Raw genomic sequence first — 21,389 nt, 5'->3', positions numbered from 1 at the left:
CCCCCCGGGGGGTGCTCCCCCGCGGTACGCGGGGGGCGGGCCCGGGGCCCACGGGGCCGCACGGCGACAACGGCGAACCCGTCACGCTCACGCTATCGACCGCCAGTGGCCAGCGGCGCGCGAGCGGCTTTTCCGGCTGCAACCGCTATATGGGCACCTACGCGCTGAAGGACGGCAAGCTGTCGTTCGGACCGCTCGCCGGCACGCGGATGGCGTGCGCGACGCCGGGCGGTCAGATCGAAGGCGCCTATCTCGACGCACTGGCGCATATCGACCGCACGGGCGTGCAGATGCGCGCACCACAGGAATTGCAGCTGATTGCCGAAAACGGCGACACGCTCACGTTCGCGCGACGCGGACAATGAGCGGCCACGCGACGGACGCTTTCCGGGCGCCCCGCGCGGCGGGCATGAAGCCGCGCCGGCCGCACCGCGTGCCGCTCTTTTCGCGCCCGCGCGCCGGCGCCTGCCTTCGAAGCGTCCCGCTTCACCGGTTAAACTCGACGGATTGCGTTTTCAAGCGTCCTTCATTCGTTGATGTCTAGCATGCACACGGTAGTTTTCAGCTGGTTCGGCGCATCGGCCGTCTGGTTTATTCCCCTTTTGTGGCGTCTCGTGAAATCCGTCCTGCCGGGCGGCGTCGGGCTGCGCGGTCCGGGCACGATCCGTCTGTGGCTCGGCTTCGTCTGCGTGATGGTGACGAGCTGCACGCTGGAGGCGTCCCTCGTTCATATCCAGGGCATCGACGGTTTCGGGCACGCGCTCGCGTCCGGATTCGCGCATCTGCTCGGACCGGTCGCGACGCCGCTCGTGATGGCGGCCCTGCTGCTCGTCTGCGTGCCGTGGCTCACCGGCTTTCGCTGGCCGCAGGCCGCGATGTGGGCCGACGGCGCGTTCGGCCTCGGCCTCTCGCATGCGTTTTCGAAGCGCGACACTGAAGCGCGTCCACGTTCGCGCCGCGCGGGCGCCGGCACTGGCGACACGCCATCCGCGCACACGACGCCCACACGCACGATGTCGCCGAAATCCGAAGGCCGTTACGCGCGGCCCGTCGGCTGGCGACCGCCGGCGGTCGGACGTGGCGCCGCGGCGGGCGCGGGCATGGTGGCATCGACGGGCGATGCGCGGGCTGCAGGTTCGCAAGCCGGGGCCGGCCGGTTTTCAGGAGCGCGCGCGGATGCGCCGCAGCCGACCGGCGGCGCAACTCGCCCAGCCTCGATGACGCCGCCGCGGCAAAGTGCGCGCGCCACGTCGTGGACACCGTCGGAGCCGGTCGCTCCCGCTGACTGGCTTCGCAGTCCGGCGGCGACGTCGACTTCGAATGCTTCCACGGCTCGATCCGGTTCGACGGCGGCTCGCGTGGGCGGCGATGCGTTGCGCGCGGGTTTGCATGCTGCAGGCGCGGGTTCGGCGGCGGGTTTGCACGGTGTTGCCGCTGCGGGCGTGGCGGTTCCGGATGCGTCGACGTCATTCAGCGCTGCGCGCAGCACGTCAGGTATCTCCTCCGGTTCCGTTCAAGGCGCCGCATCGAAAGTTCGCTCCGATACGATGGTTCGCGCGAATGCACCGTCCGGCAGTGCATCGACGCCAGCACCGTCCCGCCTGGGACAACCTGCGCCGGAGCCAGCCTGGGCACGTTCGCCGATCAGTGCTCCACGCGTGAGGCCACCGGCGAGCGTGCAGGAAACGCTGCGCGGCATCGAGGAAAACGCGGCCCGCTGGACGACGCTTGCGGGCGCGGGCCTCGCGCGCATCAACGCGACCGAAGCCGGTAGCGCCGGTGCGAATGCGGCGCCAGGATCGAACGCTCCCGATCGTGCGGGCGACGAACCGACGTACACGGCGCCAGTACACGAACCGTCGGCCGACCCTGCAAGCGCGATTTCCACCGCTGCGGAAATCCCGCTCGCACCCGCGACGTCGCCCGACGCGCCCGCGGAACATCACAGTGCGCAACAAAACGACGCCGGGTCCGTTCCGCCCGTCACCGCGACCGTCGCACCAGTCGCACCAGTCGCAGTTGCGTCGGTCATCGCCCCGTGGGACTCCACGGAGGAAGACATCGACGACGTCGCCGCAATGCGAACCGGCTCGTCGACGGCATCGCACCATCACGCGTCGACGCCGGCACATGGCGACGCCACGTCACATCCCGTCGCACCGTCGCTACACATCGTGAGCGCGAGCGAAGACGCAATTCCAGCGCGATCCGCTCCGTCGAACATCGTTCGCTTTCCTGGCGCACCGCTCGCCGCGACGACGCCGGACCTCGCCACCGCACCCGTCGAACCCCTGAACGAGCCCGAAGGCGAAGAAGCAATCCTCGACGTCCCCGAAACCCCGTCCGCGTCGCCTGTCATCACGCCGGCGCCGCCACGCGGCCACGCACCGACCGGTTTCGAATTCCACGCGCCGGCGGCATCGAAGGTCGAGTTGCCTTCGCTCGATCTGCTCGAACGCACCTCGTCCGACGTCGAACCGATCGCGGACGAACAGCTCGCGGAAACCGGCCAGCTGATCGAGCAGCGTCTGCAGGAATTCAAGGTGCCGGTGACGGTGGTCGGCGCGTCGGCCGGTCCCGTGATCACGCGCTTCGAAGTCGAACCCGCGCTCGGCGTGCGCGGCAGCCAGATCGTCGGGCTGATGAAGGATCTGTCGCGCGGCCTGGGTCTGACGTCGATCCGCGTCGTCGAAACGATTCCCGGCAAGACCTGCATGGGGCTTGAGCTGCCGAACGCGAAGCGCCAGATGATCCGTCTGTCGGAAATTCTCGAAGCGGACGTCTACCAGAACTCGCGCTCGAACCTGACGCTCGCGATGGGCAAGGACATCACCGGCCATCCGGTCGTCGCCGATCTGGCGAAGGCGCCGCACATGCTGGTCGCGGGCACGACCGGCTCCGGCAAGTCGGTGGCGATCAACGCGATGATCGTCTCGCTGCTCTACAAGGCGACGCCCGAGGAAGTGCGCCTCATCATGATCGATCCGAAGATGCTGGAGCTCTCCGTCTACGAAGGCATCCCGCATCTGCTCGCGCCCGTCGTCACCGACATGAAGCTCGCCGCGAACGCGCTCAACTGGTGCGTCGGCGAGATGGAGAAACGCTACCGGCTGATGTCGGCCGTCGGCGTGCGCAATCTGGCGGGCTTCAACCAGAAGATCCGCGACGCCGAAGCGCACGGCAAGAAGCTCGGCAATCCGTTTTCGCTGACACCAGAAGCACCGGAGCCGCTCGCGCCGCTGCCGATGATCGTGGTCGTCATCGACGAGCTCGCCGACCTGATGATGGTCGCCGGCAAGAAGATCGAAGAGTTGATCGCGCGCCTCGCGCAGAAGGCCCGCGCCGCCGGCATTCACCTGATTCTCGCGACGCAGCGCCCTTCGGTGGACGTCATCACGGGTCTCATCAAGGCGAACATTCCGACGCGCGTCGCATTTCAGGTGTCGTCGAAGATCGACTCGCGCACGATTCTCGACCAGATGGGCGCGGAGTCGCTGCTCGGCCAGGGCGACATGCTGTTCCTGCCGCCCGGCACGGGTTACCCGCAGCGCGTGCACGGCGCCTACGTCGAAGATGAAGAAGTGCACCGCATCGTCGAGCATCTGAAGCAGTTCGGCGAGCCGCAATACGAGGAAGGCATTCTCGACGGCCCGGCAACCGAAGGCGCGACGCAGGATCTGTTCGGCGAAACGCCGGACGCCGAAGCCGATCCGCTTTACGACGAGGCCGTGGCGTTCGTCGTGCGCACACGGCGCGCGTCGATCTCGTCGGTGCAGCGGCAATTGCGCATCGGCTATAACCGCGCGGCGCGGCTCGTCGAGCAGATGGAAGCCGCGGGGCTGGTTTCGGCGATGGGCATCAACGGCAGTCGCGAAGTGCTTGCGCCAGGCCCCGCCGAGTAACCACGAAGCGACTGCGTTACAGCGCGACATCACCGCAAGAACGGGGCGCATGAAGACGCCCCCCGCTCTTTCCGCTCTAGTTCGGCGCGACGAGCTTGAAATCCACGGGCGCCGGGATATCGAAGCGCTTCGGGTTCGCGTCGAGCAATCCCGTCTGCGCGTCGCGGCGGAACACATAGACCGTATCGCTGCTCTGGTTGCCGACGATCAGCCATTTGCCGGTCGGATCGATCGCGAATTCACGTGGCGAAGCACCAAGGCTCGACTGATGCCCGACGAGCTTCAGATGCCCGTTGGCCGGATCGACCGCGAAGATCACGATCTCGTTCGCGTCACCGCGATTGCTCACGTAGACAAAGCGGCCATCCGGCGACAGATGGATCGCCGCGGCGCCCACCGCGCCCTTGAAACCGGGCTTCGTGAGCGGGACGGACTGCAGCAGCGTGAGCTTGCCATCGTGGTAGCGCAATGTGTCGACGGTCGCGGCCATCTCGCTTGTCAGGTACGCATACCTGCCGTCCGGGCCGAACACCAGATGACGCGGGCCGGAGCCGGGCTTCAGCGTCATGTAGCGCGTTTCCGTGGGGCCGAGCAGACCGCGACTGCCATCGGGCGTATAGCGGTACGAATAAACCTTGTCCGCGCCGAGATCCTGCGCGAAGAGATAATGGCCATCCGGCGAAAAGACCGTGGAATGCACGTGTGCATTGTCCTGCCGCCCCTTCACCGGACCGCCGCCCGCATGATGGACGGTGAGCACCGCCGCGCCAACCTGGCCGTCCGGCCGAAGCGGAAACACCGAGAGGCTGCCGCCGGGATCGGCTGCGATCGAATAGTTGGCGGCCGTCAGATACTTGCCGTCCGGCGAGATGCCCAGATAGCACGGGTCGTTGCCTTCCGATGAAACCTGGTTCAGAAACGTCAGTTGCCCGCTTTGCGGATCGAAGCCGAACGCGCTGATGCCGCCGCGCTGGTTCGCCGGTCCGTTGTCGCCAGGCAGCTCGTTGACCGCATACACGTGACGCCGGTCGCCGCTCACCACGAGGTACGACGGGTTCACCGTCTTCGCCGACGAAACGGGTGTCATGTCGCCGGTCTTCGTATCGAAGCGGTACACATAGATGCCTTCACTTTTACCGGCCGTATAGGTGCCGACCAGCAGGTCGTACACGCCATCGGCAGGAACGGCCGCGGCGCCCTGGGCAAACGCCTGGGTTGCAACGATAGAGACCATGAGTACGAAACCTTTTATTATCGAGCGGGCAGACAGTGGCACGGCGAATGCTGCAGCACGGTGACGGAAATGCATGACGGGCTCCTTTGACATCACTCCGGTTTGACTGGTGTCACTGGTCTGCCACGCGTCCTGTGTGATTGTTCTGTGCTTCGGCAAGTATAGGAGCGTTGCGCCGGAGCGCACAGCCAGAAAGGCTGACAGCGTGGCCCCGGTCGCCGTGCGAGGCCGGCTCCTGGCAGGTTTCACCGGCACCGGACGCGCAACGAGGCGTCACTGCTTCATGCATCATGCGTATGTCCGGCAGGTCTACTTTCAATAAAAACAGTTCCAACCCGTGGAGTCTTCATGAACGTCACACTCAGTCTCGGTCCGCTCGTTTCCCTGATCGCCGGCATCCTGATTCTTGTCATGCCGCGCCTGCTCAACTACATCGTCGCGCTGTATCTGATCATCATCGGGATCATCGGTATCTTCGGCATGGGCAGCACGCATTTCTGATCCGCACACGCCGCGCCAGGCGTGCGCGGGCCGCACGCGTTCATCTCACGCGCGGCCGAAGCATTCTGCAGGATCATCGTGGACACGGGCGGCGTCGATCGCCGCCCGTCGCATGTTGTCGGGTTGAGGCTGTCCGGCGGACGCTCAGCCGTTCGAGAGCTGGTCGAGCCGCAGCTTGCCCTGCAGCGACAGGCCACCAACGGCATAATGACCGTCGCTTTCCTGATAGCGCGTGAAGCATGCGCGTTCGACGAGAAATGCCGCTGCCGTTTCCATTCCGTTGCGGGAAAGACCGAGCCGGTCGGGATCGAGCGGGAGCATCGCGTCGTCGGCGAGGCTGCTGGCGGCGGAAAGTATGGTGATGCAATCCGATTTCGACAGGTTCAGCATGGCTTCAATCCTCGAAAAACAGCTTTGGGTGGAAAGGGTATAAAGCGATACGAAACGGCAGAACAGTGCAACAGACGAATATGACAGCAGGCGCGTCGGCCCGTGCCCGGATCCAGATTCCCAATTACTGGGTAGACGTGAGGATTGTAAGCACACATATTTCAGAACGCCAGTCACGGTTGCCAATATTTCGTGCTGAATCCGGCGCTTTCACATGGGTCCACGTACAACGCCGCGCCCGAACCCTGAACCTCTTCATGCGCCCTCGACGCGCTCCTGAGATCCCTCTCCATGCCCTCACTCATTGAAGATTACGCACTCGTCGGCGATGGCCACACGGCCGCACTGATCGCCCGCAACGGTTCCGTCGACTGGCTCTGCTGGCCGCGCTTCGATTCCGGCGCATGCTTCGCGGCCCTGCTCGGCACCGGGGACAACGGCCGCTGGCTGATCACGCCCGTCGTCGACGAAGGCGCGCCCGCGCCGGTTTCATCGCGGCGTTATCGCGGCGAAACGCTGATTCTCGAAACCGACTTCGAAACCCCCGAGGGCGCGGTCACCGTCGTCGATTTCATGCCGCCCGGTAACGGCACGTCGGAGCTTGTGCGGATCGTCGTCGGCAAACGCGGCACCGTGCGCATGCAGATGGAACTGGTGCTGCGCTTCGACTACGGCTACTCGGTGCCATGGGTCAGCCGCCTCGCCCGCGACAGCGGCATCAAGGCCATCGTCGGCCCCGACACCGTCGTGCTGCGCACACCAGTCGACCTGCGCGGCGAGAATCTGCGCACCGTCGCCGAATTCACGGTAACGGCCGGCGAACGCGTGCCGTTCACGCTGACCTACACGCCGTCGCATCTGCGCATGCCTCCGGCGCGTGACCCGCACACGGCGCTCGCCCGCACCGAGAATCACTGGCTCGAATGGTCGGCGCGCGGCACCGTCACCGGCCGCTGGGCCGAGCCGATCCGCCGCTCGCTGATCACGCTGAAAGCGCTCGCCTACGAACCGACAGGCGGCATCGTCGCCGCGCCGACCACCTCTCTGCCCGAACAGATCGGCGGCACGCGCAACTGGGATTACCGCTACTGCTGGTTGCGCGACGCGACGATCACGCTGCTCGCGATGATGCGCGGCGGTTACTACGACGAAGCGCGCCTGTGGCGCCAGTGGCTCGGCCGCGTGATGGCGGGCTCGCCGCAGCAGCTGCAGATCATGTACGGCATCGCCGGCGAACGGCGGCTGCCGGAGTTCGAACTCGACTGGCTGCCGGGCTATCAGGGCGCCAAACCCGTGCGGGTCGGTAACAACGCGGTCGACCAGCTGCAACTCGACGTCTACGGCGAAGTGATGAATGCGCTGCATCTGGCGCGCGTCGGTGGCCTGCAGGCAGACGAGACCGCATGGAACATCCAGTGCGCGATGCTCGAGCACCTCGAAACGATCTGGAACCAGCCCGACGAAGGCATCTGGGAAACCCGCGGCGGCCGCCAGCATTTCACGTTCTCGAAGGTCATGGCGTGGGTCGCGTTCGACCGCGCGATCAAATCGGCCGAATCGTTCGATCTGCCGGCGCCGCTCGATCACTGGCATGCCGTGCGCGCGCAGATTCACACAGATGTCTGCGAAAAGGGCTATAACGCATCGTTGAACGCGTTCACCCAGGTCTATGGCGGCGACGAACTCGACGCAAGCGTCCTGCTGCTGCCGCTACTCGGCTTCCTGCCGCCGTCGGACCCGCGCATAGCGGGCACGGTCGCGGGCGTCGAAAAGTTTCTGCTGCATGACGGTTTCGTGATGCGCTACCGCACGACCGGGTTCGACGACGGGCTGCCACCCGGCGAAGGCACGTTTCTCGCGTGCAGCTTCTGGCTGGTGGACAACCTGGCATTGCAGGGCCGCGTGGAGGAAGCGACGACGATGTACGAGCGCCTGCTGTCGCTCGCGAACGATGTCGGGCTGCTTTCCGAGGAATACGACCCGGCCGCGAAGCGACTTGTTGGTAATTTTCCCCAGGGCTTCTCCCATGTGGCGCTGGTTCATACAGGCCTGAATCTGATGAAACACGAACAGGAAATGGCGAAAGCAACCGGCCAGCCCGCGCACGAAGGCGCCGCCCCGAACGGGCAGGCCGACAGCGCGCAGGCCGCAGTCGAACAAGCACTGCCCGGCGCGACGCCAAATCCTTGATTTATTTACCTTCCCTACGTACAACGCGGCACAGTTGCTGCATTGCACAATCGGTGTTTGTCCGATATCATGAAATTTCAGTATCGGCCGATAAACAAATGGTCCATTGATGAACCAGAAACCCATAACGGCCCCGCCACAACGCATCGCGCGTTATTGCGCCGCCCCACGCGAACAACACTAACGCTGGAGCACCCATGCTCTATCAAATGCACGAATTCCAGCGGGCACTCCTGAGCCCGCTCACCGCCTGGGCCCAGGCCGCGTCGAAATCCTTCGCGAACCCGGCCAGCCCGTTTGCCTATGTGCCGGGCGCAACCCGTCTGTCCGCCGGCTACGAACTCCTGTACCGGCTCGGCAAGGATTACGAGAAACCCGAGTTCAACCTGCACCAGATCGTTAAAGACGGCCACAAGATTCCGATCGTCGAGCAAACCGTCATCGAAAAGCCGTTTTGCCGTCTGCTGCGCTTCAAGCGTTACGCCGATGACAGCGGCGCCGTCACGCAGCTGAAGGACGAGCCGGTCGTGCTGGTGTGCGCGCCGCTGTCGGGCCATCACTCCACGCTGTTGCGCGACACCGTGCGCACGCTGCTGCAGGACCACAAGGTGTACATCACCGACTGGATCGATGCACGCATGGTGCCGCTCGAAGACGGCGCGTTCCATCTCGACGACTACGTCGAATACATTCAGGAGTTCATCCGCCACATCGGCGCGAAGGACCTGCACGTGATCTCGGTATGCCAGCCGACCGTGCCGGTGCTCGCGGCGATCTCGCTGATGGCGAGCCGCGGCGAGGACACCCCGCGCACGATGACGATGATGGGTGGCCCGATCGATGCCCGCAAGAGCCCGACCGCGGTGAATTCGCTCGCCACGCAGCACTCGTACGAATGGTTCGACAACAACGTGATCTACACGGTGCCGCCGAACTATCCGGGCATCGGCCGCAAGGTCTATCCGGGCTTCCTGCAGCACACCGGCTTCGTCGCGATGAATCCGGAACGGCACGCCGCGTCGCACTGGGACTACTACCAGAGCCTGATGCGTGGCGACGAGGAAGATGCCGAGCAGCATCGCCGCTTCTACGACGAGTACAACGCCGTGCTCGACATGGCTGCCGAGTATTACCTGGAGACGATCCAGATCGTCTTCCAGGAATTCCGTCTGGCAGATGGGACATGGGAAGTGGCCGGTGAGCTGGTGCGTCCGCAGGATATCCGGCGCACGGCCCTCTTCACGATCGAAGGCGAACTCGACGACATCTCGGGCAGCGGCCAGACACGCGCCGCGCAGGATCTGTGCAGCGGCATTCCGGAGAAGAACAAGCGACACTTCACAGCCGAGAAGTGCGGCCACTACGGGATTTTCTCGGGCCGTCGCTGGCGCACGATCATCTATCCGCAACTGCGCGACTTTATCCTCGAGCACAACAAGCCGCTCAAGGCAGAAAAGAAGGAAAAGGTCGAAGCACAGCAGGCTTGATGCTGCGAATATGCAGCGCGCCGCGTCGATGAACGGCGTGGCGCGCGAAGCATTCAGTCAAATCAAAGCCTATGACACACCGGCAGGCCGCCTGGCGTTGTTTCAGCCACGCTGCTTAGCGCCGCATCAGGTAAGCCAGCAGCAACTCGGTGTTCATCTGCATGATTTCGCTACGCTCGCTGGCCGAGCTGAAATCGCGGCCGAGCGTCGCTTCAAGCGTGAAGCGGTTCGACACGATGTAATACCCCATCCCCGACAACGTCACGTAGAAGCGCAGCGGATCCACGTTCGTGCGGAACAACCCGGCGCGCTGGCCGCGCTCCAGGATGTTGCCCAGTGTCGTGACGATCGGCGAGATCATTTCGCGGATGCGCGTCGACTTCTGCATGTAGCGTGCCTCATGCAGGTTCTCGTTGTTCACGAGACGAAGCAGTTCGGGGTGATCGCGGTAGTAGTCCCAGACGAAATGCGCGAGCCGCGTGATGGCCTCGACGGGCGCGAAACCGGCGAGGTCGAGCGTGCGTTCGGCTTCGGTGAGCGCGCTGAACGCGTGCTCCAGGACCGCGGTGAACAGTTGCTCCTTGCTACCGAAGTAGTAATAGAGCATGCGTTCATTGGTTTCCGCTCGGCGGGCGATCTGGTCGACGCGCGCGCCGAACAGCCCACCATTTGCAAATTCCTCTGCCGCCGCGAGCAGGATGCGGCGACGGGTGCCTTCAGGATCTCTTTTGATTTTCGGCTGATTCATGGTGGCATCGTGCTTCGTGAGCCGCGTTATCCGGATCGTGCCGCCGGCCTCTCTCCTCGGCCAGGTACCTGCGGCACTGAGCGGGCGCGCCATGGTTGGGGGACACCCTGTTGCGGTCTTTCGAGAAAGCGCTTTGATTATGGCACATGGTTTGCGAAGCACAATCAGGGAAATCGGCGATAATTCCTTATTTGGCGCAAGCCCCGTCGCGCAAGCGCTCCAGCCTTGCCGCACACCCTCGCCGCGCGCCCCGGCCGGGCCGTTTCAGGTCCCGCACCGGCCGTCGGCAAGCCCTGATGTCGTGACCGTGACCGATTCCATAACACTAGCCGATCGCATCGAGGATCTGCTGCCCCAGACGCAATGCACAAAGTGCGGCTACACCGGTTGCCGCCCCTACGCCGAGGCCATCGCCAGCGGCGAGGCCAGCCACAACCAGTGCCCGCCTGGCGGCGCCGAAGGCATCGCGCGCCTTGCCCGCCTGCTCGGCCGGCCGCTGATTCCGCTGAACCCGGAGAACGGCGTCGAGCGGCCACGTCCGGTGGCCGTCATCGACGAAACGCTCTGCATCGGCTGCACGCTGTGCATGCAGGCGTGTCCAGTCGATGCGATCGTCGGGGCGCCTAAACAGATGCACACGATGATCGCCGCGCTCTGCACCGGATGCGATCTTTGCGTTCCGCCCTGCCCCGTCGACTGTATCGCGATGGTGCCGGTCACCGGCGAGCGCACCGGGTGGGATGCGTGGTCGCAACCGCTCGCCGACGCTGCCCGCGAACGCTACGAGGCGCGCAATGCGCGGCTCGCGCACGAACGCGAAGCCGCCGAAGCGCGCGCCGCGGCGCGCCGGGCATCAGGCGCCGCCCCCGCTGCCGCGGCTGCGTCCGGGGCGGCTGTGATTGCGGCCGCGCCTTCCACGCCTTCTCCAGGCCTCGCCGACGATCCTGAAGCAAAGAAACGCGCGATCATCCAGGCCGCGCTCGAGCGTGCCCGCAAGAAGAAGGAAGAACTCGTGGCGCAGGGCAAAGGTCCGCAGAACACGCAGCAGGTCAGCGCCGAGGTCCAGGCGCAGATCGACGCGGCCGAAACGCGCCGTCGCCGGCTCGGCATCGCGCAGGATGGCAGCGACATCGGCCCGGCGTCGGCGGAAGACGCTCCCGGCAACCCATCACAGGAATCCTGACATCCAGCATGAACGCGAACAAACGCCGCGCGATCTTCGAAACACTCCAGGAACTCAACCCGCATCCAGCCACCGAACTCGAATACACGACGCCGTTCGAGCTGCTGATCGCCGTCATGTTGTCCGCGCAGGCCACCGACGTGTCGGTCAACAAGGCGATGCGCAAGATGTTCCCGGTCGCGAACACGCCGCAAACGATCTTCGCGCTCGGCGAGGAAGGTGTCGCCGGCTACATCAGGACGATCGGTCTTTACCGCACGAAGGCGAAGAACGTCATCGCGACCTGCCGCATCCTGCTCGACAGGTTCGGCGGCGAAGTACCCGACGACCGCGAGGCGCTGGAGAGTCTGCCGGGGGTCGGCCGCAAGACCGCGAACGTGATCCTGAATACCGCGTTCGGCCATCCGGTGATCGCCGTCGACACGCACATCTTTCGGGTTGCCAATCGAACCGGACTCGCACCGGGCAAGGACGTGCGCGCCGTCGAAATCGCGCTGGAGAAGTTCACGCCCGCCGCGTTCCAGCACGACGCGCACCACTGGCTGATCCTGCACGGCCGATATGTATGCAAGGCGCGCCGGCCGGAATGCTGGCATTGCGCCATCGAGCCGTTGTGCGAATACCGGCCGAAGACGCCACCGCCGGAGCTTTGAGCGGCAACGCCAGGCGTCGGGCGGCGCTACCGGTGCCGGCGCGGTGCGGCGCGGCACGCACCTGTCGCCAGAACCCGCGCCGTCAGGTCAGCGAGCGTTTGCCCAACGACGTAAAATAGCGGCTTGCCGTTGCGACAAGCACGCCGTCCCCATCCGATACAGCTCACGATGTTCAATCCCAGCCGCGACGAAGTTCGCCTCTTTTTCACCGACACCTGGCGCAAGCAGCGCGCGGGCGAAATCCTGACGCCGCTCGAGGCGATTGCCGCCGACTGGATCGTCGAGCACCCCGAGTATCACGCCGACCTCACGAACGCCGAAGCCGCGCCGTCGCAGGATTACTCACCGGAGCGCGGCCAGACGAACCCGTTCCTGCATCTGTCGATGCATCTGGCGATCACCGAACAGCTGTCGATCGACCAGCCGCCGGGCATCCGTGCGGCGCACGAGCGGCTCGCATCGCGACTCGGCTCGACGCACGACGCACAGCACGCAATCATGGATTGCCTCGGCGAAACGATCTGGGAAGCGCAGCGCACCGGCACGCCGCCGGACACCGACGCGTACCTCGCCCGCATCGAACGCCGCGCATCACGCGACTGACCGGCTTCACGCCGTCACGCCGCCCGCGCGCAGGAAACCTGAAGTCCGCGCGAAGTCCGCTGGAAGCAATACCGAAGCCCCAAAGCAAAACACCCCGCCAAAGGCAGGGTGTTCCGTTTCGACTTGCTGAAAAACGCCGTGCTTACTTCTTCTGCACGAGATCGCCGTCGAGCGACTGGATGTAGGCGGCGAGGTCTTTCATGTCGCTTTGCGACAGACTTTGCACCTGCGCCTTCATGATCGCGTTGTTGCGACCGAGGTGCGGGTTGTCGGTGCCCATCTGATACTGGCGCAGCGCCCAGTAGATGTAGTCGGCGTGCTGACCCGCGAGCTTCGGATACTCCGGGCTCACCGGCTTGTTCAGATTCACACCGTGGCAGGCCGCGCAGTTATGCGCGTCGGCGAGCACCTTGCCGTTGGAGGCGTCCGCGGCATGTGCCGCGTTTGCTGCGACGAGGCCGGTGAATGCAACTGTCGCGCACACAGTCTTCAATGCCGTGTGGAGTGCCTGATGGGGCTTCTTCATGAATTCTCCTATCCCGCGAATGTGGTGAACCGTGGGTGACCTGTACCGGTCACTTGTCGGGATTGTTCTTCGAAGAGGATGTCTGCGCCGCGTAGTACGCCGCGACGTCGGCGATGTCCTGATCCGACAGCGACGATGTAATGGCATGCATCGTTCCGAAATGGCGGTCGCCCTTCCGGTAGGCGCGCAGCGCGCTTTCGAGGTAGGCCTGGTTCTGGCCGCCCAGCATCGGCACCCGGTAGACCTCCGGGTACGCCGTGCGATATTCGGGGATGCCGTGGCAGCCGATACACATCGCGACCTTGCCCTGGCCCGCCTTCGCGTTGCCAACGACGTCCGCGGCCTGCGCGCTGGCCGCAAAGCCTGCGAGCGCTGACAGCGCTGCGATCACGAGGTGTTTGCCGACGATTCTGTTCATAGGTTCTAACCTGGCATGAGGGGAAAACGGGCGCCCGGAAAAGGCAACGGCCTGCGCCGTTATTCTTGTAGAGGTGCCACGCAGGCCAAAAAAATCGGGCTAATTGTACCGCGACGCTACGCCGGGCGTCCATATGGCAGGCGCGAAGCCTCCATTACCGCACCGGCCCGGCATGCCGCCCGCCTCCATCGCAGGCACATCGAGAGCCCATCGAAGGCACGTCATGGACAGCGTCCAGGCACTTCACCGACACTTCACCGGCGCGGGCAAACGCATGCCGCGCCGGGTTCACACCCTACCCGAGCGCGCTTCGGCGCGACAGGGCTTCTGACTTATACTGGTCTTTTTCCAGGAGAGCAGTTCGCCATGCGCTTCGAAGGCTCATCGCAGTACGTCGCCACCGACGATCTCAAGCTCGCGGTCAATGCCGCGATGACGCTCAAACGCCCGCTCCTGATCAAGGGCGAGCCGGGCACGGGCAAGACCATGCTCGCCGAGGAAGTCGCGGCCGCCCTCGGCATGCCGCTCCTCCAGTGGCACATCAAGTCGACCACGAAGGCGCAGCAGGGCCTCTACGAATACGACGCGGTTTCGCGCCTGCGCGACTCGCAGCTCGGCGACGAGCGCGTGAAGGACATCCGCAACTACATCGTCAAGGGCGTGCTGTGGCAGGCGTTCGAATCGGACGAACAGGTCGTGCTGCTGATCGACGAGATCGACAAGGCCGACATCGAATTCCCGAACGACCTGCTGCGCGAACTCGACCGCATGGAGTTCTACGTATACGAGACGCGCGAACTCGTGAAGGCGAAACAGCGTCCGCTTGTCATCATCACGTCGAACAACGAGAAGGAACTGCCCGACGCGTTTTTGCGCCGCTGCTTCTTCCACTACATCCGCTTCCCCGATGCGCAGACGATGCAGCAGATCGTCGAGGTCCACTATCCGGGCATCAAGAAGGCGCTGCTGGCCGCCGCATTGCAGAGTTTTTTCGAGCTGCGCAACGTATCGGGCCTGAAGAAAAAGCCGTCGACGTCCGAACTGCTCGACTGGCTGAAGCTGCTGCTCGCCGAAGACATCCCGCCCGAAGCGCTGCGCTCGCCCGACCAGAAGCAGATCATCCCGCCGCTGCACGGCGCGCTGCTGAAGAACGAGCAGGACGTGGGCCTCTTCGAGCGCCTCATTTTCATGAACCGCAATAACCGCTAGGCCGGCGCCCGGTGCGAGGACGCGAAGGCACGGACTGCGACAGTATGTCGCGGCCCACCTGCCCAGCCGGTGCCGGGATGCAGAGATCAATCGAACACGTCTGGAGAGCCGTCACATGAGCCGCTGGATAGAGCCCGTTACGCTGAAGGGACAGCACGTCACGCTTGAGCCGTTGACGCTCGATCACGAACAGGCCATCGCAGCCGCAGCCGCCGACGGCGAACTGTGGAAGCTCTGGTACACCTCGGTGCCCGCGCCCGGTACCGGGCGCGCGTGGATCGAAGCCGCGCTTGCCATGCGCGACAATCTCGGCGCGCATCCGTTCGTGGTGCGCGATGCGACGGGCGACGTCGTCGGTTCGACGCGTTTTTTCAATGTCGATTCCGTCAATCGCCGGCTCGAAATCGGCCACACGTGGTACGCGAAACGCGTGCAGCGCACGCCGCTCAACACCGAGGCAAAGCTCCTGCTGCTCACGCATGCGTTCGAATCGCTGCATGCGATCGCGGTCGAGTTCCGCACGCATTTCATGAACCATCAGTCGCGTACCGCGATCGCCCGGCTCGGCGCGAAGCAGGACGGCATCCTGCGCCACCATCAGGTAGGCAAGGACGGCGTGCTGCGCGACACCGTCGTGTTCTCGGTGATCGAACCGGAATGGCCCGCCGTGCGCGCCAATCTGAAGTACAAGCTCGCGCGCTGACGCGCCGCTCACAACCAGCGCACGGAAACATGGCAACGCACGGGCCCGGACACGCAGAGGAAACAGCATGCTGATCGACTTCTTCTATTCGTTGCGCACCGCGAAGCTGCCGGTTTCGGTGAAGGAATACCTGACGCTCCTCGAAGCGCTCAAGGCGAACGTCATCGCGCCGTCGCTCGACGATTTCTACTATCTCGCGCGTCTCACGCTTGTGAAAGACGAGCAGTATTTCGACCGCTTCGACCAGGCGTTCGGCGCGTATTTTCGCGGCGTCGCGGGCAAGACGGAGCTCGCGTTCGACATCCCGCTCGACTGGCTGAAGAAGAAACTCGAACGCGACTTCACGCCCGAGGAAAAAGCGCAGATCGAGGCGATGGGCGGTCTCGACAAGCTGATGGAACGCCTGAAAGAGCTCTTCGAAGAGCAGAAAGAGCGTCATGAAGGCGGCAACAGATGGATCGGCACGGGCGGCACGTCGCCGTTCGGACACGGCGGCTATAACCCGGAGGGCATTCGCATCGGCGGCGAGGCATCCGGCAATCGCAGCGCCGTGAAAGTGTGGGAAGCGCGCGCCTACAGGGATTACGACGATCAGGTCGAAATCGGCACGCGCAACATCAAGATCGCGTTGCGCCGCCTGCGCCGTTTCGCGCGTGAAGGCGCCGCCGAGGAACTCGATCTGCCCGACACGATCCGCAGCACCGCGGCGAATGCCGGCTGGCTCGATCTGAAGATGGTGCCCGAGCGTCACAACAACGTGAAAGTGCTGATGCTGCTCGACGTCGGCGGCTCGATGGACGACCACATCAAGCGCACCGAAGAGCTGTTTTCGGCGACCAAAGCCGAATTCAAGCACCTCGAGTTCTACTACTTCCACAACTGCGTCTACGACTACCTGTGGAAGAACAACCGCCGCCGTCACGCGGAACGCACGCCCACGTACGACGTGCTGCACAAGTTCACGCCCGACTACAAGCTGATCTTCGTCGGCGACGCGACGATGAGCCCGTACGAAGTCGTGCAGGCGGGCGGTTCGGTCGAGTACAACAACACCGAGCCGGGCGCCGTCTGGCTCAGGCGTCTGGCCGACCAGTTCCCGCATCACGCGTGGCTCAACCCCGAACCGGAAGGTCTGTGGGAATACCGCCAGTCGGTCTCGATCATCCGCGAAGTGCTCGGCCAGCGCATGTATCCGCTGACGCTCGCCGGACTCGAAACCGCGATGCGCGTGCTCAGCAAATAACGCCTCAGTCATCCTTCTCACGAAAGAAAGAATCCGCATGACGCAGTCTTCCACGCCTGAACTCTCCCCTTCCGCCGCACGTCCCGCGAAGCTGCGACCGTTTGCCGACACGTCGTTATCGGCGGTCGTCGCGGGCTTCGTCGCGATGATGACGGGCTATACGAGTTCGCTCGTCCTGATGTTCCAGGCAGGCCAGGCCGCGCATCTCACCGACGCGCAGATTTCATCGTGGATCTGGGCGCTGTCGATCGGCATGGGGCTCAGCACGATCGGGCTGTCGCTGAAGTTCCGCGCGCCGGTCGTCATCGCGTGGTCGACACCCGGGGCCGCGCTGCTGGTGACGTCGCTGCCGAATGTCGCCTATCCGGAGGCGATCGGCGCGTTCATCGTCTGCGCGTTGCTGCTGACGGTGGTCGGCCTGACGGGCTGGTTCGATACGCTGATGAAGAAGATTCCGGCAGGCATCGCGTCGGCGCTGCTGGCGGGTATTCTCTTCGAGATCGGTATCGCGATCTTCCGCGCGGCGCAGGTCCAGACCGCGCTCGTGCTCGTGATGTTCTTCACGTACCTCGTCGTCAAGCGCGTGGCGCCCCGCTACGCGATCGTGACGACGTTGATTGTGGGCACCGCCTTCGCGGGCACGCTGGGCCTTCTCAACTTCAGCCAGTTTCATATCGCGCTTGCGCACCCGGTGCTCACGATGCCGGTGTTTTCGGTTTCCGCGATCGTCAGTATCGGCATTCCGCTCTTCGTGGTCGCGATGGCGTCGCAGAACGTACCCGGCATCGCCGTGCTGCGTGCGGACGGCTATACGACGCCCTCCTCGCCGCTCATCGCCACGACAGGCATCGCGTCGCTGATCCTCGCGCCGTTCGGCTCGCACGGCATCAATCTCGCGGCGATCACGGCCGCGATCTGCACAGGCCCCGAAGCGCACGAAAACCACGCGAAACGCTACACGGCGGCTGTCTGGTGCGGCACCTTCTACCTGATCGCCGGCATTTTCGGCGCGACGATCGCGGCACTTTTTGCTGCACTGCCGAATGCGCTGATCGTATCGGTGGCCGCGCTCGCGCTGTTCGGCTCGATCATGAGCGGTCTCACCAACGCGATGCAGGACGCGAAGCAGCGCGAAGCGGCGCTCGTCACCTTCATGGTGACGGCCTCGGGCCTGACGCTGCTGTCGATCGGCTCCGCTTTCTGGGGCCTGGTTGCCGGCGTGCTGACACAGCTCGTGCTGAACGCGCGCCGGGCATGACGCCAGCGCACTGGCACCGGATTGTGGAATACGTGCCCTGTAAAAACGCTATCACCCGATCCGCCATAAAATAGCGTTATTGAGCGGCGCTTCGCGGTAAGCTTCACAGTTCCATCGCATGAATGCCGCATGATGACCGCTGCCGCTGCCGCAGCGGCATGGTGGCAGTCCCATCTTCCCCTGGACCACGGCGCGTGCGCGCCCAGAAGGCTCGACATGACAACCGCACTCGATCAACTCAAGCAGTACACCACCGTCGTCGCAGATACGGGCGACTTCCAGCAACTCGCGCAGTACAAGCCGCAGGACGCGACGACCAACCCGTCGCTGATCCTGAAGGCGGTGCAGAAGGACGATTACCGTCCGCTGCTCGAAAAGACCGTCCGCGATCACGCATCGAAACCGGTCAGCGCCATCATCGACCAGTTGCTGATCGCCTTCGGCACCGAGATTCTCAAGATCATTCCGGGCCGCGTCTCGACCGAGGTCGACGCACGCCTGTCGTTCGATACGAAGGCGTCGATCGACAAGGCCCACGAACTCATCGGTTTCTACAAGGCTGCCGGCATCGGACGCGAACGCGTGCTGATCAAGCTCGCGTCGACATGGGAAGGCATCCGCGCCGCCGAAGTGCTGCAGAAGGACGGCATCAAATGCAACATGACGCTGCTGTTCTCGCTCGCCCAGGCCGTCGCGTGTGCTGAAGCGGGCGCGCAGCTGATCTCGCCGTTCGTCGGCCGGATCTACGACTGGTACAAGAAGAACGCCGGCAGCAACTGGGACGAAGCGCGTGACGGCGGCGCGAACGACCCGGGCGTGCAGTCGGTGCGCCGCATTTATGCGTACTACAAGAAGTTCGGCTACCCGACCGAAGTGATGGGCGCGAGCTTTCGCACGACCTCGCAGATCACCGAACTGGCCGGCTGCGATCTGCTGACCATCAGCCCGGACCTGCTGCAAAAACTGCACGACAGCAATGACAAGGTCGAGCGCAAGCTGTCGGCGGAAACCGGCAAGAACGAGAACATCGCGCGCGTGCCGGTCGACGAGCCGTCGTTCCGCTTCCTGCTGAACGAAGAAGCGATGGCCACGGAAAAGCTCTCGGAAGGCATCCGCACGTTCGCCGCCGACGCGGTCAAACTCGAAAAGCTCATCGAAAGTCTGCGCTAGGGTCGAGGTCGGGCCGCGCCGGGAATACCGGACAACGCGCACTCGCCTGACGCGAACCGTTTCACCTGCGCGTGACCCGCTTGCGGTCACGCGCACGGCCTTGCCAGCGCTTCGGGCGCTGCCCCGCTTTCACCTCTCCTCACACACTGTCACAAACGCACGCGAGGCGGCGTCTACAATCTTCTGCACGGTCGCTTTCTGGCGCGCTCCCGCACAACGGGACGGCCGGAGGCACTGCTTGCGCGGACACCCCGCGACACTCTCAAGGAGACGACGATGCAAGTTCAGCCTTATGTGTTCTTCAACGGTCGCTGTGAAGAGGCGATGAAGTTTTACGGCGAGAAACTCGGCGCCGAAGTGCTGTTCCAGATGCGCTTCAAGGACGCGCCGCCGTCCACCGGCCAGACCATGCCGCCGGGCAATGAAGAAAAGATCATGCACACGACGTTCCGGATCGGCGCGACCGAACTGATGGCATCCGACGGCGACTGCAACAGCGCATCGCCGCGACCCGCCGGGTTCAGCCTCTCGCTCACCGCCGACGACGTCCCGTCGGCCGAAAAATACTTCAACGCGCTGGCTGAAGGCGGCAGCGTGATGATGCCGTGGCAGGCGACGTTCTGGTCGAACGGCTTCGGCATGGTCGCCGACAAATTCGGCATTCCGTGGATGGTGACCGTTCCCCACGAAGGCGCCTAAGTCCTTCGGTTCCGGCACGCGCCTCATGCCGCGCATGCGTGCTCGCCGTTCAGGCGGCGGAGCGCGTGCTTTGCTCGATATTCCAGTTCGCCTCGGTTTCCAGCAACAACGCGCGCAGGCTGTCGACCTGTTCCGCCAGCCGCAGCCCGAGCCAGTACGGACCATGCAGGTCCACGGGCAGGCTGGCCAGCAGCGCCGGATCCGGCGGCGCGGCGAGCGTCGACGCGCGAGGAACGTGAAAACGCGTCGCGCCCGCGAAGCGCAATGCGCGTGCCATGCCGAGCAGCGCGGTTCGCACGGCATCCACCTCGATCCCGCATTCACGCGCGAAGGCCGCACGGCCGGCGGCGTCGAGATGCGCGATGGTGCCCGTCGACATCAGTTCCAGCGCGCTTAGCACCGCCCGGTGCAGACGCTGGATTTCCTCCAGCTGGGCCTGCGGCACGTCGATCTCCTTCGCCACCGATGGAATCAGCGAGCGCAACTGCACGAGCCGCGCATTGAGCGCGAGAAACGTATTCAGGGTGTCGTCCGGGGATGGGGGGCTATCGCCTCGCACGAGACGCGCATAGAGGCGCGCGCAGGCGCGCAGATTATCCGCCAGCAGGTAGCGCCACGAGTACGTGGCGTGCAGCGGCAGCGCGAAGGAAAACGCCAGCGCGATCACGATGCCGATCAGCACGTTCAGCGTGCGCCAGAGGCCGACGTCCATCAGATTCTCGCCGTGACCCGCGACGATACACATCGTGATCGCCGTCAGCAACGCGACGTAGCCCGGCTTGCCGATCGCGAACCACGCGCAGATCGCCGCCACCACCGACATCAGCACATACGTGAGCGGCAGCGAACCGATCAGGTCACGCTGCAGGATCAGCACAAGCCCGATCGACGCGCCGAGCAGCGTGCCCGCCGCCCGATCGGCGGCCTTCTTGCGGATGTTGCCGTGGTGCTGCAGGCCGCCGATCACCACCAGCAGCGTCACCGATGCCCAGATGCCGTGCGGCACGTCGACGCCGGTCGTCGCCAGAATCGACACCAGCATGGCCAGACCGACGCGCAGGCTGTGAAAGAGCTTCGCGTGCCGGTAGCGGTAGTACGGCGAAACGATCGTGCGCAAGAGGCGCCGGGCGCGACCGGGGTGCGCGCGACGGGTTTGAAGGCGGTCGGAATCGGCAGTGGGCATGCGTATCGAGGCGGATTTCAGGTGAAGGCGTTGAAGGGTACGTTCAACGAATGCCCAGTATCCCGCACCAGAAGCAGAAACGCCCGCAA

20 protein-coding genes are annotated in these 21,389 nt (G+C 64.5%); 14 read left to right on the top strand and 6 right to left on the bottom strand.

Annotated elements, in window-relative coordinates:
- The coding region (locus tag LPA34_RS01490; protein WP_228974145.1) for an META domain-containing protein at window positions 1–365 on the top strand (365 nt) is incomplete at its 5' end.
- Between the two features lie 180 nt (window positions 366–545).
- The gene (locus LPA34_RS01485; protein ID WP_228974143.1) at window positions 546–3,902 is read left to right on the top strand and encodes a DNA translocase FtsK; all 3,357 of its coding nucleotides are present in this window, start codon (window positions 546–548) and stop codon (window positions 3,900–3,902) included.
- A 76-nt stretch (window positions 3,903–3,978) separates the two neighbouring features.
- On the opposite strand, the gene LPA34_RS01480 is transcribed toward LPA34_RS01485, so the two are convergent.
- Window positions 3,979–5,211, bottom strand: a complete 1,233-nt coding sequence (locus tag LPA34_RS01480) for a lactonase family protein (protein ID WP_228974142.1) — start codon at window positions 5,209–5,211, stop codon at window positions 3,979–3,981.
- Between the two features lie 273 nt (window positions 5,212–5,484).
- On the opposite strand from LPA34_RS01480, the gene LPA34_RS01475 reads away from it, so the two are divergent.
- A complete protein-coding gene (locus tag LPA34_RS01475; RefSeq protein ID WP_081935917.1) occupies window positions 5,485–5,637 on the top strand; it encodes a DUF3096 domain-containing protein in 153 nt (50 codons plus the stop codon).
- Window positions 5,638–5,781: 144 nt separating this feature from the next.
- On the opposite strand, the gene LPA34_RS01470 is transcribed toward LPA34_RS01475, so the two are convergent.
- On the bottom strand, window positions 5,782–6,027 hold the full coding sequence (locus LPA34_RS01470) for a hypothetical protein (RefSeq protein ID WP_090531497.1): 246 nt from the start codon (window positions 6,025–6,027) through the stop codon (window positions 5,782–5,784).
- A 291-nt stretch (window positions 6,028–6,318) separates the two neighbouring features.
- Between LPA34_RS01470 and LPA34_RS01465 the strand changes: the two genes are divergently transcribed.
- Together LPA34_RS01465 and LPA34_RS01460 are read left to right on the top strand one after the other, a co-directional pair.
- A complete protein-coding gene (locus LPA34_RS01465; RefSeq protein ID WP_228974140.1) occupies window positions 6,319–8,217 on the top strand; it encodes a glycoside hydrolase family 15 protein in 1,899 nt (632 codons plus the stop codon).
- A 197-nt stretch (window positions 8,218–8,414) separates the two neighbouring features.
- Complete coding sequence (locus LPA34_RS01460) at window positions 8,415–9,704, top strand: polyhydroxyalkanoate depolymerase (protein ID WP_228974138.1); 1,290 nt, start codon at window positions 8,415–8,417, stop codon at window positions 9,702–9,704.
- A 115-nt stretch (window positions 9,705–9,819) separates the two neighbouring features.
- Here the strand turns inward: LPA34_RS01460 and LPA34_RS01455 are convergent, their stop codons facing one another.
- Window positions 9,820–10,452: a TetR family transcriptional regulator gene (locus tag LPA34_RS01455; RefSeq protein ID WP_228974136.1), complete on the bottom strand. Its 633-nt coding sequence runs from the start codon at window positions 10,450–10,452 to the stop codon at window positions 9,820–9,822.
- 307 nt (window positions 10,453–10,759) lie between these two features.
- Here LPA34_RS01455 and rsxB point away from each other — a divergent pair, with 307 nt between their 5' ends.
- The 3 genes from rsxB (at window position 10,760) to LPA34_RS01440 (ending at window position 12,891) form a co-directional block, all read left to right on the top strand.
- Entirely contained in the window at window positions 10,760–11,635 is an 876-nt protein-coding gene (rsxB, locus tag LPA34_RS01450) for an electron transport complex subunit RsxB (protein ID WP_228974134.1), read from the top strand.
- A gap of 8 nt (window positions 11,636–11,643) precedes the next feature.
- Window positions 11,644–12,288 (top strand): endonuclease III, encoded by a 645-nt coding sequence (nth, locus tag LPA34_RS01445; protein ID WP_228974132.1) that lies wholly within the window; start codon window positions 11,644–11,646, stop codon window positions 12,286–12,288.
- Window positions 12,289–12,456: 168 nt separating this feature from the next.
- Window positions 12,457–12,891: a DUF1841 family protein gene (locus LPA34_RS01440; protein WP_090531507.1), complete on the top strand. Its 435-nt coding sequence runs from the start codon at window positions 12,457–12,459 to the stop codon at window positions 12,889–12,891.
- Between the two features lie 142 nt (window positions 12,892–13,033).
- Here LPA34_RS01440 and LPA34_RS01435 read toward each other — a convergent pair whose 3' ends face one another.
- Window positions 13,034–13,417 (bottom strand): c-type cytochrome, encoded by a 384-nt coding sequence (locus tag LPA34_RS01435; RefSeq protein ID WP_228974130.1) that lies wholly within the window; start codon window positions 13,415–13,417, stop codon window positions 13,034–13,036.
- Window positions 13,418–13,466: 49 nt separating this feature from the next.
- Window positions 13,467–13,835: a c-type cytochrome gene (locus tag LPA34_RS01430; protein ID WP_228974129.1), complete on the bottom strand. Its 369-nt coding sequence runs from the start codon at window positions 13,833–13,835 to the stop codon at window positions 13,467–13,469.
- 366 nt (window positions 13,836–14,201) lie between these two features.
- On the opposite strand from LPA34_RS01430, the gene LPA34_RS01425 reads away from it, so the two are divergent.
- The 6 genes from LPA34_RS01425 (at window position 14,202) to LPA34_RS01400 (ending at window position 20,117) form a co-directional block, all read left to right on the top strand.
- Complete coding sequence (locus tag LPA34_RS01425; protein ID WP_228974127.1) at window positions 14,202–15,044, top strand: AAA family ATPase; 843 nt, start codon at window positions 14,202–14,204, stop codon at window positions 15,042–15,044.
- A gap of 115 nt (window positions 15,045–15,159) precedes the next feature.
- Complete coding sequence (locus LPA34_RS01420) at window positions 15,160–15,747, top strand: GNAT family N-acetyltransferase (RefSeq protein WP_228974125.1); 588 nt, start codon at window positions 15,160–15,162, stop codon at window positions 15,745–15,747.
- Window positions 15,748–15,814: 67 nt separating this feature from the next.
- A complete protein-coding gene (locus tag LPA34_RS01415; protein WP_228974123.1) occupies window positions 15,815–16,990 on the top strand; it encodes a vWA domain-containing protein in 1,176 nt (391 codons plus the stop codon).
- Window positions 16,991–17,027: 37 nt separating this feature from the next.
- Entirely contained in the window at window positions 17,028–18,248 is a 1,221-nt protein-coding gene (locus tag LPA34_RS01410) for a benzoate/H(+) symporter BenE family transporter (RefSeq protein WP_228974122.1), read from the top strand.
- 216 nt (window positions 18,249–18,464) lie between these two features.
- Window positions 18,465–19,418, top strand: a complete 954-nt coding sequence (gene tal, locus LPA34_RS01405; RefSeq protein WP_228974120.1) for a transaldolase — start codon at window positions 18,465–18,467, stop codon at window positions 19,416–19,418.
- A gap of 276 nt (window positions 19,419–19,694) precedes the next feature.
- Window positions 19,695–20,117 (top strand): VOC family protein, encoded by a 423-nt coding sequence (locus LPA34_RS01400; protein ID WP_228974119.1) that lies wholly within the window; start codon window positions 19,695–19,697, stop codon window positions 20,115–20,117.
- Between the two features lie 49 nt (window positions 20,118–20,166).
- On the opposite strand, the gene LPA34_RS01395 is transcribed toward LPA34_RS01400, so the two are convergent.
- Window positions 20,167–21,300: an FUSC family protein gene (locus tag LPA34_RS01395; RefSeq protein WP_228974117.1), complete on the bottom strand. Its 1,134-nt coding sequence runs from the start codon at window positions 21,298–21,300 to the stop codon at window positions 20,167–20,169.
- Window positions 21,301–21,389 lie beyond the last annotated feature (89 nt).

This window comes from Paraburkholderia gardini (assembly GCF_907164575.1).
Lineage (GTDB): Bacteria > Pseudomonadota > Gammaproteobacteria > Burkholderiales > Burkholderiaceae > Paraburkholderia > Paraburkholderia gardini.
The sequence above is the reverse complement of the archived record's forward strand: the minus strand, read 5'-3'. Positions and strand labels throughout refer to the sequence as shown.

Coding starts and splice junctions, on each gene's coding strand:
- LPA34_RS01420 (WP_228974125.1), top strand. CDS start 15,160: ATGAGCCGCTGGATAGAGCCCGTTACGCTGAAGGGACAGCACGTCACG.
- tal (WP_228974120.1), top strand. CDS start 18,465: ATGACAACCGCACTCGATCAACTCAAGCAGTACACCACCGTCGTCGCA.
- LPA34_RS01415 (WP_228974123.1), top strand. CDS start 15,815: ATGCTGATCGACTTCTTCTATTCGTTGCGCACCGCGAAGCTGCCGGTT.
- LPA34_RS01470 (WP_090531497.1), bottom strand. CDS start 6,027: ATGCTGAACCTGTCGAAATCGGATTGCATCACCATACTTTCCGCCGCC.
- LPA34_RS01475 (WP_081935917.1), top strand. CDS start 5,485: ATGAACGTCACACTCAGTCTCGGTCCGCTCGTTTCCCTGATCGCCGGC.
- LPA34_RS01435 (WP_228974130.1), bottom strand. CDS start 13,417: ATGAAGAAGCCCCATCAGGCACTCCACACGGCATTGAAGACTGTGTGC.
- LPA34_RS01425 (WP_228974127.1), top strand. CDS start 14,202: ATGCGCTTCGAAGGCTCATCGCAGTACGTCGCCACCGACGATCTCAAG.
- LPA34_RS01465 (WP_228974140.1), top strand. CDS start 6,319: ATGCCCTCACTCATTGAAGATTACGCACTCGTCGGCGATGGCCACACG.
- LPA34_RS01395 (WP_228974117.1), bottom strand. CDS start 21,300: ATGCCCACTGCCGATTCCGACCGCCTTCAAACCCGTCGCGCGCACCCC.
- LPA34_RS01485 (WP_228974143.1), top strand. CDS start 546: ATGCACACGGTAGTTTTCAGCTGGTTCGGCGCATCGGCCGTCTGGTTT.
- LPA34_RS01410 (WP_228974122.1), top strand. CDS start 17,028: ATGACGCAGTCTTCCACGCCTGAACTCTCCCCTTCCGCCGCACGTCCC.
- nth (WP_228974132.1), top strand. CDS start 11,644: ATGAACGCGAACAAACGCCGCGCGATCTTCGAAACACTCCAGGAACTC.
- LPA34_RS01455 (WP_228974136.1), bottom strand. CDS start 10,452: ATGAATCAGCCGAAAATCAAAAGAGATCCTGAAGGCACCCGTCGCCGC.
- LPA34_RS01480 (WP_228974142.1), bottom strand. CDS start 5,211: ATGCATTTCCGTCACCGTGCTGCAGCATTCGCCGTGCCACTGTCTGCC.
- LPA34_RS01460 (WP_228974138.1), top strand. CDS start 8,415: ATGCTCTATCAAATGCACGAATTCCAGCGGGCACTCCTGAGCCCGCTC.
- LPA34_RS01430 (WP_228974129.1), bottom strand. CDS start 13,835: ATGAACAGAATCGTCGGCAAACACCTCGTGATCGCAGCGCTGTCAGCG.
- LPA34_RS01400 (WP_228974119.1), top strand. CDS start 19,695: ATGCAAGTTCAGCCTTATGTGTTCTTCAACGGTCGCTGTGAAGAGGCG.
- LPA34_RS01440 (WP_090531507.1), top strand. CDS start 12,457: ATGTTCAATCCCAGCCGCGACGAAGTTCGCCTCTTTTTCACCGACACC.